The organism is Vibrio sp., assembly GCF_047973365.1.
Lineage (GTDB): Bacteria > Pseudomonadota > Gammaproteobacteria > Enterobacterales > Vibrionaceae > Vibrio.
Window position 1 is genome coordinate 24,911 of record NZ_JBKEBW010000026.1, and the last position, 13,825, is coordinate 38,735.

The following is a 13,825-nucleotide window of genomic DNA, read 5'->3' on the forward strand; positions in this document are numbered from 1 at the left end:
GGTTAGTGAATGGATAAGTTTCGAGTTATTGGGTCAGATAAGCCGCTACAAGGCGAAGTGACCATTTCTGGTGCTAAAAACGCAGCACTACCCATTTTATTTGCGTCGATTCTGGCCAGTGAGCCAGTAGAGGTGGGCAATGTTCCTCACTTACGTGATATTGATACCACCATGGAACTGCTTAAACGCTTAGGTGCAAAAGTAGAACGTAACGGTTCTGTTCACGTGGACCCGAGCCAGATTAATCAATTCTGCGCTCCCTACGATTTAGTCAAAACCATGCGCGCATCTATCTGGGCTTTAGGTCCTCTGGTTGCTCGTTTTGGTGAAGGTCAGGTCTCTCTACCTGGCGGTTGTGCTATTGGTGCTCGTCCTGTGGATCTTCATATCCACGGCTTAGAGCAATTGGGTGCAACGATTGTTTTAGAAGATGGTTACGTTAAAGCCAGCGTTGATGGTCGTCTGAAAGGCGCGCACATTGTGATGGATAAAGTGAGTGTTGGTGCAACAATCACTATTATGTGTGCTGCAACATTAGCCGAAGGCAAAACGATTTTAGATAACGCAGCTCGTGAACCTGAAATTGTCGATACCGCAAAGTTTTTAAACCAACTTGGTGCGAAAATCTCTGGTGCCGGTACTGACACAATTACCATTGAAGGCGTAGAATCTCTTGGTGGTGGTAAACATACGGTCGTTGCTGATCGGATTGAAACCGGTACATTCCTCGTCGCTGCAGCCGTGTCTAAAGGCAAGATTGTTTGTCGTAAAACCAACGCTAAATTGCTGGAAGCGGTGATTGCCAAGCTTGAGGAAGCTGGCGCGAGCATCGAAACGGGCGATGATTGGATTAGCTTAGACATGACGGGTCGCCAACTGAAAGCGGTCTCTATTCGCACGGCTCCGCATCCAGGTTTCCCAACCGACATGCAAGCACAGTTCACCTTGTTGAATATGATGGCAAAAGGTGGCGGCGTGATTACGGAAACCATTTTTGAAAACCGTTTTATGCATGTACCTGAACTGAAGCGTATGGGTGCCAAAGCGGAAATCGAAGGTAACACCGTTATTTGCGGTGACGTGGAGTCGTTAAGCGGTGCACAAGTGATGGCAACTGACCTTCGTGCATCAGCAAGCTTAGTGATCGCGGGTTGTATCGCCCACGGTGAAACCATCGTCGATCGTATTTATCACATCGACCGTGGTTATGAGCGTATTGAAGATAAGCTTTCAGCGCTGGGTGCTAATATTCAGCGCGTGCGTGCAGCAAGCTAATTTTCAACTGAGTCTATAGGCCGAAGTCTCATGATTTCGGCTTTTTATTTTTGCCCTGAGCTTTATTTTTGCCTGAACTTTATTTGTACCTGAATTTTATTGGTACACAAACTTAGCTTATTAAGCTCCTTTGGAGAAAATGGATGATTGCATTACTTCGTATCATTGCGGTCGCTATCTTTGCGGTGGTGATGTTTATATTTGGATGTGGTTACTGCTTATTAAGCCCGCGTAACCCTAAGCATGTTTTTACTTTTGGTCGCATGTTTGCTGCGATGTCTAAAGTATTCGGTATCACGTTGGAACTGCGTATTCCTGAAGATGCCTACAAGCGTGGCCAAGCGGTTTATATCGCTAACCACCAAAACAACTGGGACCTTTTCACCATTTCTTCTGCAGTAACGCCAAAAGTAGTTACTGTCGGTAAGAAAAGTTTAGCGTGGATGCCACTGTTTGGTCAGCTATACTGGCTAACAGGTAATATCTTGATTGATCGTGCAAACAAAACAAAAGCGAAAGGTACCATTAACCAAGTAGTTGACAGTATTAAAAACAGTGATGTATCCGTGTGGATGTTCCCTGAAGGCACTCGTTCTCGCGGTCGAGGCTTATTGCCATTTAAAACTGGCGCGTTCCATGCAGCAATGGGAGCGGAAGTGCCTGTCATTCCGATTGTCTGTAGTTCAACGCATAAGTTGAAGTTAAACCGTTGGAATAATGGTCATGTGATTGTTGAAATGCTGCCACCTGTGACGGTCGAAGAATACAAAGACAAGTCGGTGCGCGATCTTTCAAATCAGTGCTATGAAGCAATGAAAGTGAAGCTGGAAGAGCTTGATAAAGAAGTCGCTCAGCTTAACGCGAAAAAATAGCCTTTTTATAGGCGAATATAAAGGGTTGCTTCGGCAACCCTTTTTGTTTGTTTAGTCGCACCACACAGAGCGGTACTGGCTGCTCAACTAAAATTATTTACGAACGGCAATCGCTTCAATTTCGATACCGACATCTTTTGGCAGGCGAGCCACTTCCACACATGAACGAGCAGGGTAGTGAGCGACGTTGTGCTCGTCAAAGAACTGACCGTAAACTTGGTTAACTGTGCCGAAGTCGTTGAGATCTTTGACGAATACAGTCATTTTTACGATATCACCAACCGTTAAGCCAGAAGCTTCAACCACAGCTTTTACGTTGTCCAGAGATTGACGTGCTTGGACTGCGATATCGTCAGAAACTTCGCCCGTTACTGGGTTTACTGGGATTTGGCCAGAAGTTAACACCATATTGCCAAGGTCAACACCTTGAATGTATGGACCAATTGCCGCTGGAGCTGATTCTGTGTGCAAAACTTTTGTCATGGTTCTTATTCCATTCATTATTCGAATTAAAAAGGTCTGTCTACTTGCGGTGTGAACACCAATCAAATAACAGACCCTAGCAGTTTGCCTTTTATACCTTAATAGGTAAAGGCTTGATTAACCTGCGCGCTCAGTGACGATTTCGCGAGAGAATACCTTTTCACAGTACTTACATTTCAAACGAATATCGTTATTTTTTTCGAAAATACGGAAGCTACTTTCGACCGGTTCATTGTGCGAAATACAGTTGCTGTTTGGGCAGGCAAACACGTTGTTGATTTTCTCAGGCAATTCTAGCGCAAGCTTCTTCACTACTTGGTAGTTTTCGATTTGGTTGACCGTGGCATGTGGTGCGTAAAGAGCCAGTTTGTTGGCCTGACTTTCGCTGATGAATACATTTTCTATCTTAAGCAGATCTTTTAGCCCCAAAGCGGAAGAGGGTAAGTTCAAACCGATAGTGACTTTTTGCTGGCTGTTATGCATATCAAACAGTTTTAGAACTTTGATGCCTACTTTTGCCGGAATATGGTCAATCACTGTGCCGTTTTTGATGGCTTCGACTTGTAGTTTGGTTTCTTTACTCATGACAGTCTCCGATTACAGTGATTCGTTCAAAACAAGAGCTAACAGGGCTTCACGTGCATAAACACCGTTGCTCGCTTGTTGGAAGAAATAAGCGTGAGGTGTTTTATCTACGTCGGTGGTGATTTCGTCAACGCGAGGAAGCGGGTGCAGAACCTTCATATTTTCACGGGCATTTTCAAGCATTGCAGCTGTTAAAACGAAAGCTGACTTAATATGTAAGTATTCAGATGGATCAAAACGTTCTTTTTGTACGCGAGTCATGTACAGGATATCGAGTTCTGGAATGACGCTTTCCATATCGCTGTGTAAGCTGTATTCCACGCCAGCTTCATCCAGTTCTTCACAGATGTAATCAGGCATTGCTAAAGCATCGGGTGCCACAAAGAAGAAGCGGTTGTTATCAAATTTCGCCAAAGCCTGAGCAAGTGAATGCACGGTGCGTCCGTATTTTAAGTCACCAACAAAAGCCACATTCAGGTTGTCTAGTCGACCTTGGGTTTCATATAGCGTAAACAAATCGAGTAGCGTTTGCGTTGGGTGTTGGTTTGAACCATCACCGGCGTTGATAACCGGAACACCGTTTGAAAACTCAGAAGCCAGACGTGCCGCCCCTTCTTGTGGATGACGCATAACAAAAGCATCCACATACGAAGAGATAATTTGTACGGAATCTGACAGAGTTTCCCCTTTATTGGCCAAAGAGGTATTACCGCCGTTATCAAAACCGATAACGCTGCCACCGATGCGCTGAATGGCGGTTTCAAAAGATAAGCGCGTACGAGTAGACGGCTCAAAGAAACAGCTTGCAACGACTTTGTTTTTAATCAGTTCTGGTTTGGGTTCAGCTTTAAGCTGGCCTGCAGTTTGAACAATCAATTCCAATTCTTGTCTTGAAAGCTCAGAAATGGAGATGATGTGCTTTTTATAAAGCGAGTTAGCCATGATCTTCTTCCCTATCATTTTCTTAAAGTGACGGTACCCATACCAACAATTATCATCGGTATGGGTACAAAAAAGCCCCCCAATAAGGGAGGCTTTAAAATTCAACAACGGGGGAAAACAATTTGCCCTGTAAGCGTAATTGCTTACCGAAATTTTTGGCTGCACGAACGTCAATATGCATCAATTTCATTGGGCCCCCTAGACAAATTGTTGGGCATTATACGCTTTGTTTCTGGTGACGCAAGCGATTACGCAATTAATTACCTATCTATACCCAAACTACTTGAAGTTGCAGGTAGGCGGCAAGTGAGTGAATCCCCATGACCACAGATTACCATGCGTGATTGGGGTGAACGAACGTAGCCCCCATATTTAAAAACATAAAGCGCTGCAGCTTCAAGTAGGAAGGGTATAATCGTCTCGCGTTTAATCTCCTAGTGTTGCCACCATCACCGCTTTAATAGTGTGCATGCGATTTTCTGCTTCATCAAACACAATTGAGTAATCTGACTCAAATACGTCTTCTGTCACTTCCAAGCCTTTCATGCCGAATTTTTCAGCCACTTGCTTACCTATAGTGGTCTCATCGTTGTGGAAAGCGGGTAAGCAGTGCATGAATTTCACATGTGGGTTATCTGTGGCTTTAATCACATCCATATTGACCTGATAAGGCTTCATTAGCGCAACGCGTTCATCCCACGCTTGCGGTGCTTCTCCCATAGAGACCCATACGTCGGTGTAAAGAAAATCACAACCTGTGACACCCTGCGCAACATTTTCAGTGAGGGTAATTTTTGCGCCACTCTCTTTAGCTAATTGTTGGCAAGTTTGCACCAACTCGGCGTCAGGCCAGTACGCTTTTGGTGCAACCAAACGGATATCCATGCCCATTTTTGCCGCCCCCACCATGAGAGAATTACCCATGTTATTACGGGCATCGCCGAGATAAGCGAACTTCACATCGCTGAGTGGTTTACCGCGCGAGTATTCTTGCATGGTTAAGAAATCTGCCAGAATCTGCGTTGGGTGAAACTCATCGGTTAAGCCATTCCATACGGGTACACCTGCATATTTACCCAATTGTTCGACGATCTCCTGACCGAAACCGCGGTATTGAATACCATCGTACATACGACCTAATACGCGAGCGGTATCTTTCATCGATTCTTTGTCGCCAATTTGCGAGCCTGAAGGACCTAAATAACTGACTTGTGCACCTTGATCAAAAGCGGCGACTTCAAAGGCACAACGGGTACGAGTAGAGGCTTTTTCAAAAATGAGCGCGATGTTTTTACCGATAAGTTTCTTTTGCTCAGTGCCCGCTTTTTTTGCTCGTTTTAAATCAGCAGAGAGATCCAACAGGAATTGGATTTCTTTCTGCGTAAAATCAAGCAGTTTAAGATAATTGCGGTGACGTAAATTGAAAGCCATGACTCAGTCCTTAAATACAAATAACGAGTAAGGCTAGTTAAACATAGAAATGCTATGAAAGTGAATAATTATTTTAAATAAAAGGCGAGATGCGTTTAACATCTCGCTAAAAATGCTTATAAATTCTCTTCGGCGAACTCTGCTAGACGGCTGCGAACCACACCGTTAAGGTGAATGTTGGCACTACCTTCAAAGTTTTTGAAACGTTCAACCATATAGGTTAAACCAGAGGTAACAGGGGTTAGGTATGGAGAATCGATCTGTGCAAGGTTACCAGAACAGACGATTTTGGTACCTTCACCACAACGAGTGATGATGGTTTTGATTTGTGAAGCGGTGAGGTTTTGACACTCATCAAGCAATACAAAGGCGTCTTGAATAGAGCGTCCACGCATAAAGTTAATTGATTTGAACTGAATGTTGGCTTTATCAACAATGTATTTCAAAGAGCCTTCAGTGCAGTGGTCGTTCTTATGTAGAGCTTCCAGTGTATCGGTAACGGCCGCCAACCAAGGCATCATTTTTTCTTCTTCCGTACCCGGAAGAAAACCGATAGACTCACCAATATCAGGGGTGTTGCGCGTAACGATGATCTTATCGAACATCTTCTTCTCAACGGTCTGCTCTAATGCTGCTGCCATCGCAAGCAGCGTTTTACCACTACCGGCAGCTCCTGTGAGAATCACTAAATCAATTTCTGGGTCGAGCAGGGCATCTAACGCCATGGCTTGATAGATATTCTTTGGCACGATATCCCAGGCTTTGCGGTGCATCATGCGTTCTCGGCTCATGTCACGCAGAGTAATTTTGTCTTCTGAGATGGTCTCAACCCGCGCAGCAAAATCACTCTCTTCGTCAATCACATATTGGTTGATGTAAGTGGGTTCAAACGGCTCACGATCAAGCTTGTGGTAGGTTTTGCCTTCCAATGCATAACTATCTACATTCTCAACCTGATCCCAAAAATTTCCCGCTCTGGTTTGGAAGCCTTTGGTTAAGTACTGAACATCGTCAATGAGTTGGTCAGTACGATAGTCTTCAACGTAACGTACTCCTGCTCCCTTAGCTCGCAGTCGCATGTTAATGTCTTTGGTGATCAGCACAACCGAGCGCGGAGCGCGTTTGTTCTGTAAATGGAGTACAGCGTTAAGTATACGGTTATCGCCTTCTTTGTCGGTGAATGCTTTTACGCTCTCGTGGACATCATAGTCGGCTAAGATTGAAATGGTGCCGGTCGCACTGCTTTGTTTGGTAAAAGGGATCCCTTCTGATATCTCATCTGGTGTTGCATCGTGGAACAAATTCTCCAACGCTCGAATCGCTACACGAGCATCGCGTGCAACATCGCGTTTGCTATCTTTGATTCGGTCGAGTTCTTCGAGGACGGTCATGGGAATGACCACATCATGTTCTTGGAAGGAGTAAATGGCTAGAGGTTCATGAAGTAGGATATTGGTATCCAGTACAAACAGTTTCCGATCGGTATCGCCCATAAGCGTCTCCTTGCTATCGTATAGCTTGCTTTCATAGGATGTCCGCATCCAGAGGTCGCAATGAATCGTACGCTTTGGGTAGGCTTTCGATCTATTGCGACTTACTGCAAACCCGAGTTGATACTCACTGTCATGATAAGCAGACTTTGTGCCAAATTTCATTCGGTGTTATCTGTTTACCTGTATTGAGTATAGCAACGTCTTATCTAACAAATGCCACTGGTTTCTTACAGTTTGATGTCATCTGGCATTTGTAGAAAAAATGCTGGGAATCAACGTGACCTGCATCACGCCATCAAGTAAGATTAGCGACCTTTTTCTGTTGCACTCTTCTAAAGCGATCATAATTAGGAGCTGAATTCTTTATGCGGCAGATTTCTATTTATAATTATCCAATCCAAATTGATGAGGTAGTCGATTAATGACTTTTGCTTTGGGGCAACGCTGGATTAGCGATACGGAAAGCGATTTAGGTTTAGGTACAGTCGTAGCCATGGATGCGCGAACTGTTACTCTTATGTTTGCAGCGTCAGAAGAGAACCGAGTGTACGCTCGCAATGATGCTCCGGTAACGCGAGTGACCTTTAATGTCGGCGACGTTATTGATAGCCAACAAGGCTGGTCACTTAAAGTAGAGCAAGTGGTTGAAGATCAAGGCTTGCTAACCTACCTCGGCACTCGTGAAGATACGCAAGAGTCCGGTGTAGCTCTGCGTGAAATCTTCCTCAGCAATCAAATTCGCTTCAACAAGCCGCAAGATAAGCTGTTCGCAGGTCAGATTGATCGTATGGACAATTTTGTCTTGCGTTACCGTTCTCTGACTAACCAATTCCAGCAACACAAGAGCCCAATGCGTGGCTTGTGTGGTATGCGCGCAGGTTTGATTCCTCATCAGCTCTATATTGCTCATGAAGTGGGGCGTCGCTATGCACCACGTGTTCTGCTGGCTGATGAAGTGGGTTTGGGTAAAACCATCGAAGCGGGCATGATCATCCACCAACAGGTGCTTTCTGGTCGTGCCGAGCGCATTCTGATTGTGGTGCCTGAAACACTGCAACACCAATGGCTGGTGGAGATGATGCGTCGCTTTAACCTGCACTTCTCTATCTTTGATGAAGAGCGCTGTGTCGAGGCGTTTTCTGAAGCCGACAACCCATTTGAGACGCAGCAATATGTATTGTGCTCGCTAGGCTTCTTACGCAAGAGTCGTCAGCGTTTTGAACAAGCATTAGAAGCTGAATGGGATCTATTGGTTGTCGATGAAGCGCACCACCTTGAATGGTCTAAAGATAATCCGAGCCGTGAATATCAGGTGATTGAAGGTTTAGCGGAACGTACACCGGGTGTACTTCTTCTGACTGCTACACCTGAGCAGCTTGGCCGCGAGAGTCACTTTGCGCGTCTACGTTTGCTAGACTCTGATCGTTTCTACGACTATGACGCCTTTGTGCAGGAAGAAGAGCAGTATGCACCAGTGGCCGATGCGGTAAGCGCACTGCTTTCAGGGCAGAAGCTCAGTGATGAAGCGAAAAACCAAATCACCGAACTGCTCTCTGAACAAGACGTAGAACCGCTCTTCCGCGTGCTGGAAAGTCAGGCAAGCGATGAAGAGAAAGCTTCTGCCAGTCAAGAATTAGTCGATAATTTAATGGATCGTCACGGAACGGGTCGCGTTCTGTTTAGAAATACACGTGCAGCGGTGAAAGGTTTCCCAACGCGTAATGTGCATTTGATGCCGATGCCAATTCCATCTCAGTATGAGACATCCATGCGTGTGTCTGGGTTGATTGGCGGCAAGATCACGGCTGAAGCTCGTGCGATGAAGATGCTCTACCCAGAAGAGATCTTCCAGGAATTTGAAGGTGAAAATTCAAGCTGGTGGCAGTTTGATTCACGTGTGAACTGGCTGATTGAAAAAGTAAAAGCAAAACGTAGCGATAAGATCCTAGTCATTGCATCGCGTGCCAACACGGCATTGCAACTTGAGCAAGCGCTTCGCGAGCGTGAAGGTATTCGCGCAACGGTATTTCATGAAGGAATGTCAATCATCGAGCGCGATAAAGCGGCGGCGTATTTTGCGCAAGAAGAAGGCGGCGCTCAGGTGCTTATCTGTAGTGAAATCGGCTCAGAAGGTCGTAACTTCCAGTTTGCGAACCAATTAGTGATGTTTGACCTGCCGTTTAACCCGGACTTGCTTGAGCAGCGTATCGGTCGTTTGGATCGTATCGGTCAGCAGCGCGACATTGATATTTTTGTTCCTTACCTTGAAGGCACATCGCAAGGCATATTGGCTCGTTGGTACGATGAAGGTTTGAATGCTTTTGCCGAAACTTGCCCGACGGGGCGCGCAGTTTATGATGCGTTTGTATCACGTTTAGTCCCTGCTTTGGCTGCTGGTGGTAGCGATGATCTGGATGAGATCATCGAAGAGTCAGCAAAGATGAACAAAACGCTGAAATCTCAGTTAGAGCATGGGCGCGATCGCCTGTTAGAGATGCATTCGAATGGCGGTGACAAAGCGTTGGAGATTGCCGAAAAAATCGCGGCGACAGATGGAGATACCAATCTGGTCACTTTCGCATTAAGTCTGTTTGATACCATAGGTTTGAATCAAGACGACCACGGTGAAAATGCGCTTATTGTAACGCCATCCGAACATATGATGGTGCCAAGCTACCCGGGTTTGCCTTATGAAGGTGCGACGATCACCTTTGATCGTGATACTGCTCTGTCGCGTGAAGACATGCACTTTATCAGTTGGGAACACCCAATGATCCAAGGTGGTATTGATTTGTTGATGAGTGAAGGTGTCGGGACATCAGCAGTATCGCTACTGAAAAACAAATCGTTGCCCGTAGGGACGATTCTGTTGGAGTTGGTGTACTTAGTGGATGCTCAAGCGCCAAAACGCAGTGGTATTTCCCGTTTCTTACCGCAAACACCGATTCGTATTTTATTGGATGCTCGTGGTAATAACCTTTCAAGCCAAGTTGAGTTTGAAGGCTTTAACCGTCAGCTCAGTCCTGTGAATCGTCATTTAGCCAGCAAATTGGTTGGCAGTGTACAAAATGATGTACATCGTTTAATCACAGCAAGTGAAGCCTTCGCTGTGGAAGAGGTGCAAGCGATTCGTGAACAAGCGCAGAAAGAGATGGAGTATAGCTTAAACTCTGAACTGGAGCGTTTACAGGCGTTGAAAGCGGTCAATCCAAACATTCGTGATGAAGAGATTGACGTGATTGAACAGCAGGTTAACGAGCTTTCTGGCTATATCAGCCAGGCGCAATATCAGCTAGATTCCCTGCGTCTGATTGTGGTGGCGCACAATTAGTTTGTGACGCAATTAGTTTGTGACACGATAAGTTCGTTATACGATAAGTTTGTTATTAAAGTTAAGGCCTTCATCTGAAGGCCTTTGTCTTATCTGCAATAGGTGCTTATCCGGATCACATCATCCACTTCCACCAGATGAATAGCGCAAGGAAACCAAATAAGTACACTAGGCCAAGAATAGACAGTGCTTTTAGTTTTGGACCAACTGCTAACTCTTTTGGCAGTGCTGTTTTGGTTACTAGGATGTAGTTTAGCAAGGCAAATACTGGTGTGGTCATAAATGCCATGATCATAGCGAAATCAAGCATAGGGATCAGTGCTGAGGCATAGAACAAAATAATCGCCAGTGCCGCTGCGGAAACGACGATCATCCATGCTTGAAGTACTTTAGGGCTTTGCTCTTTGTCTTCTTTAATTAGGCGTTGTGATTCGGCGATAACACGTGAGTAACCATCAATTACGGTAATGGTACTGCCGAAGATACAGAAGAAGGCGATAACAGCGATTAGGTAACGAGACCACTCACCGATAGTTGATGCGTAAAGACCCACAAGCTGATGCGAGAAGCCCACACCCGATTTAGACAGTTCCACACCGGTGCCATTGAGTACCAACGCCCCAAGAGCTAGGAACACGACCGCCAGAATGGCAGTTCCGATATAACCAACGTTGAAGTCAAACAGTGCTGATTGAGCGGTGACTTTTTGCTGGCGACATTGAGATTTTAGCCATACAGAAGTCAGGCTTGAAATTTCAATTGGTGCTGGCATCCAACCCATGGTTACCACTAGGAAACCAATGGCAGCCAAAGTCCATGGCGTTTCCGCTGCGACTGCACTTACTGGTGCTGGGTTTGCTGCCGCAATCGCAACAGCCAGTAATGTAGCAATGGTTAATACGGCCATGATGACTTTAGATAGTGTATCTAACGCTTTGTAGTGACCGGCGAATAGAATCACCAGACAGGTAACCAATACGATGCCACATAGCACGGGTAGTGATAGTTCGAAGGGGATGAAATAGCCAAGTAAGCTGGCGCTGAACATCAATAGTGCAGCAGTGTTGACGATGGCGGAAAAGACAGCCAGCACAGTGAAAACCCATAAATAAGATTTTCCCAGTTTGGCATAGCCCTCAACCAGACTGTCACCCGTGCCCATGGTGTACTGAACTCCGGCTTTAAAAAATGGGTATTTAAATAGATTTACCAGCAGAATCAGTACCGCTAACTGCCAGCCATAAATAGCGCCAGCTTTGGTTGATGCAACGAGATGTGAGCCACCAACAGCAGCGGCAGCCATCATTATCCCAGGCCCTAAAGAGCGTAATAGTTGAGACAAAGATAGCCGTTGTTCTGATGGATATGATACGGCATTTTCCATTCTTGTTATTCCTTAGAATTGTGATGTTGTGTTTGATATATTTTTTATAGCCCGCTAGCTTTGCTAGTCAGGTTGACTATAATGTCAATACTACACATCAATATCACAGATGCTTTTTGTGTCAATTTATATTTACAATGTATTGGGAACTTTTTTCGTATTCCGTATGATTGAAGCATTTGTTGCTGTAATCGTTACTTGATTTTGCAGATAACAGTGGGCTTTTTAGCTGCTATAATGCGCCGATTTTTTTATTTGAGATGACTTTCATGGCGATGACTGAATACCACCCACCAACGGATCCGTGGATTGATGTGGTCTATGAGGATGACTACATTATTGCGGTTAATAAACCGTCTGGATTGCTGTCTGTTCCCGGTAGACTGGAAGAGCACTATGACAGCATGTGGAGTCGCCTGGTTGAACAATACCCAGACGTGAAAGTCGTGCATCGTTTAGATATGTCGACGTCCGGCTTAATGCTGTTTGGCAAAAATACCTATATGGAATCGGCATTGAAAAAGCAGTTCCAATATCGCCTGACACATAAAATCTATTACGCTCGCGTGTGGGGTATTGTTGAGCAGGACGAGGGCATGATTGACCTTCCATTGATTTGCGATTGGCCAAACCGTCCAAAACAGATGGTTTGCTTTGAAAACGGTAAACCATCGCAAACTATGTTCCAGGTGGTTAAGCGTGAAGAGAAAACCACGGTCGTTCGTTTGCTTCCAGTGACTGGACGTTCTCATCAATTACGTGTTCATATGATGGCATTGGGGCATCCCATTGTTGGCGATGAATTTTATGCGTCACAGGAAGCGATTGATTTTACAGATCGTTTGCAGTTGCACGCTGCCGAATTGAGTTTTTATCACCCTCGCAGCCACTGGCTACGAAGTATTTTTGTACCTTGTGACTTTTATCCCGAAGCGCAGGAAGAAATTTTGCAGCACTTCGATCCTGAGAGAAAATTGCCAGATTATAAAACGCTGCCTAAATCGTAATGCTCATTAGGTGGCTAGAAAGGAGTATACATGTCAGTCCCTAAAATCGTCTTCCTTGATCGAGCGACCATCCCCAAGCATATCGAGTTACCGTCTCTTGCCATTGAGCATCAATGGCAAGAATACGACTTTACCAATCCTGAACAGATATTTGAGCGCATTTATAACGCAGATATCGTGATAACCAATAAAGTGGTGATTAGCGGCGACATCTTGGCGCAGCTACCACAGATTAAGCTGATTGCAGTTTCTGCTACGGGCGTAAATAACGTGGATATTGAGTATTGTCGTAGCCACAAGATTGCCGTTTGTAATGTTCAAGGATACGCGACACGTTCTGTACCAGAGCACGTCATTGGAATGATGTTCGCCCTGCGCCGCAATCTGATGGGCTATCATCATGACATCGCAGCGGGAGAATGGCAGCGTAATAAACAGTTCTGCTTCTTTACTCATCCGATCGGTGATATTGCCGGTTCAACAATGGGTATTATTGGCAGTGGGGCATTAGGTAAGGCAACGGCTGAGCTGGCGAAAGCTTTGGCTATGAATGTCGTGTACGCCGAGCGCAAAGGCGCTGTTGAATGCCGTGAGGGCTACCTGCCCTTTGAACAAGTGTTGCAACAAGCCGATGTAATTTCTTTGCATTGCCCTCTAAGCGAAGCCACTCGAAATATTATTTCGCAGCCAGAGTTTGCCCAGATGAAGCCTAATGCGATTCTGATTAATACCGGTCGTGGTGGATTAGTTGATGAACTCGCGCTGGTGGATGCGCTGAAGAAACGTCAAATTGCAGGGGCTGGTGTGGATGTCTTTACCCAAGAGCCAGCGGATATTGATAACCCACTGTTAGCGAATATGGATCTGCCCAACTTATTACTGACACCTCATGTCGCGTGGGGCAGTGATTCTGCCATCAGTCAGTTAGTAAAGATTCTAATCAATAATATTGAAGCGTTTGTGGCCGGGACAGAGCAAAATCGAGTGGTATGATTTCCTCAACAGATAACAAAAGGCAGCCT

Annotated in this window: 11 protein-coding genes; 5 read left to right on the forward strand and 6 right to left on the reverse strand. The window is 45.4% G+C overall.

Translation table 11 applies throughout. From position 1 onward, the window contains the following. Nucleotides 1-9 precede the first annotated feature (9 nt). Nucleotides 10-1,275: a UDP-N-acetylglucosamine 1-carboxyvinyltransferase gene (gene murA, locus ACK5MF_RS04350; protein ID WP_416919719.1), complete on the forward strand. Its 1,266-nt coding sequence runs from the start codon at nt 10-12 to the stop codon at nt 1,273-1,275. 143 nt (nt 1,276-1,418) lie between these two features. Continuing rightward, nucleotides 1,419-2,147 (forward strand): 1-acylglycerol-3-phosphate O-acyltransferase, encoded by a 729-nt coding sequence (locus tag ACK5MF_RS04355; protein ID WP_416919721.1) that lies wholly within the window; start codon nt 1,419-1,421, stop codon nt 2,145-2,147. Nucleotides 2,148-2,240: 93 nt separating this feature from the next. On the opposite strand, the gene ACK5MF_RS04360 is transcribed toward ACK5MF_RS04355, so the two are convergent. From ACK5MF_RS04360 to ACK5MF_RS04380, 5 genes are all read right to left on the reverse strand, one after another. After that, on the reverse strand, nt 2,241-2,630 hold the full coding sequence (locus tag ACK5MF_RS04360) for a RidA family protein (protein ID WP_416919723.1): 390 nt from the start codon (nt 2,628-2,630) through the stop codon (nt 2,241-2,243). 117 nt (nt 2,631-2,747) lie between these two features. After that, on the reverse strand, nt 2,748-3,215 hold the full coding sequence (pyrI, locus tag ACK5MF_RS04365; RefSeq protein ID WP_416919725.1) for an aspartate carbamoyltransferase regulatory subunit: 468 nt from the start codon (nt 3,213-3,215) through the stop codon (nt 2,748-2,750). Nucleotides 3,216-3,227: 12 nt separating this feature from the next. After that, nucleotides 3,228-4,157: an aspartate carbamoyltransferase gene (gene pyrB, locus ACK5MF_RS04370; protein WP_416919727.1), complete on the reverse strand. Its 930-nt coding sequence runs from the start codon at nt 4,155-4,157 to the stop codon at nt 3,228-3,230. A gap of 426 nt (nt 4,158-4,583) precedes the next feature. Beyond that, nucleotides 4,584-5,588, reverse strand: coding sequence for an ornithine carbamoyltransferase (argF, locus tag ACK5MF_RS04375; RefSeq protein ID WP_416919729.1), 1,005 nt, complete (start codon nt 5,586-5,588; stop codon nt 4,584-4,586). Between the two features lie 116 nt (nt 5,589-5,704). After that, complete coding sequence (locus ACK5MF_RS04380; protein ID WP_416919730.1) at nt 5,705-7,081, reverse strand: PhoH family protein; 1,377 nt, start codon at nt 7,079-7,081, stop codon at nt 5,705-5,707. Between the two features lie 421 nt (nt 7,082-7,502). On the opposite strand from ACK5MF_RS04380, the gene rapA reads away from it, so the two are divergent. Further along, nucleotides 7,503-10,412: an RNA polymerase-associated protein RapA gene (gene rapA, locus ACK5MF_RS04385; protein WP_416919732.1), complete on the forward strand. Its 2,910-nt coding sequence runs from the start codon at nt 7,503-7,505 to the stop codon at nt 10,410-10,412. A 115-nt stretch (nt 10,413-10,527) separates the two neighbouring features. Here rapA and ACK5MF_RS04390 read toward each other — a convergent pair whose 3' ends face one another. Further along, entirely contained in the window at nt 10,528-11,796 is a 1,269-nt protein-coding gene (locus ACK5MF_RS04390) for an NRAMP family divalent metal transporter (protein ID WP_416919734.1), read from the reverse strand. A gap of 269 nt (nt 11,797-12,065) precedes the next feature. Between ACK5MF_RS04390 and rluA the strand changes: the two genes are divergently transcribed. Continuing rightward, entirely contained in the window at nt 12,066-12,803 is a 738-nt protein-coding gene (rluA, locus tag ACK5MF_RS04395) for a bifunctional tRNA pseudouridine(32) synthase/23S rRNA pseudouridine(746) synthase RluA (protein WP_416919736.1), read from the forward strand. Nucleotides 12,804-12,833: 30 nt separating this feature from the next. Then, nucleotides 12,834-13,796, forward strand: a complete 963-nt coding sequence (locus tag ACK5MF_RS04400; RefSeq protein WP_416919738.1) for a D-2-hydroxyacid dehydrogenase — start codon at nt 12,834-12,836, stop codon at nt 13,794-13,796. Nucleotides 13,797-13,825: the final 29 nt, after the last annotated feature.

Excerpts from the sequence above, each read along its gene's own strand:
- ACK5MF_RS04355 (WP_416919721.1), top strand. The coding sequence starts at position 1,419 with ATGATTGCATTACTTCGTATCATTGCGGTCGCTATCTTTGCGGTGGTG.
- ACK5MF_RS04390 (WP_416919734.1), bottom strand. The coding sequence starts at position 11,796 with ATGGAAAATGCCGTATCATATCCATCAGAACAACGGCTATCTTTGTCT.
- pyrB (WP_416919727.1), bottom strand. The coding sequence starts at position 4,157 with ATGGCTAACTCGCTTTATAAAAAGCACATCATCTCCATTTCTGAGCTT.
- ACK5MF_RS04360 (WP_416919723.1), bottom strand. The coding sequence starts at position 2,630 with ATGACAAAAGTTTTGCACACAGAATCAGCTCCAGCGGCAATTGGTCCA.
- ACK5MF_RS04380 (WP_416919730.1), bottom strand. The coding sequence starts at position 7,081 with ATGGGCGATACCGATCGGAAACTGTTTGTACTGGATACCAATATCCTA.
- murA (WP_416919719.1), top strand. The coding sequence starts at position 10 with ATGGATAAGTTTCGAGTTATTGGGTCAGATAAGCCGCTACAAGGCGAA.
- pyrI (WP_416919725.1), bottom strand. The coding sequence starts at position 3,215 with ATGAGTAAAGAAACCAAACTACAAGTCGAAGCCATCAAAAACGGCACA.
- argF (WP_416919729.1), bottom strand. The coding sequence starts at position 5,588 with ATGGCTTTCAATTTACGTCACCGCAATTATCTTAAACTGCTTGATTTT.
- rapA (WP_416919732.1), top strand. The coding sequence starts at position 7,503 with ATGACTTTTGCTTTGGGGCAACGCTGGATTAGCGATACGGAAAGCGAT.
- ACK5MF_RS04400 (WP_416919738.1), top strand. The coding sequence starts at position 12,834 with ATGTCAGTCCCTAAAATCGTCTTCCTTGATCGAGCGACCATCCCCAAG.
- rluA (WP_416919736.1), top strand. The coding sequence starts at position 12,066 with ATGGCGATGACTGAATACCACCCACCAACGGATCCGTGGATTGATGTG.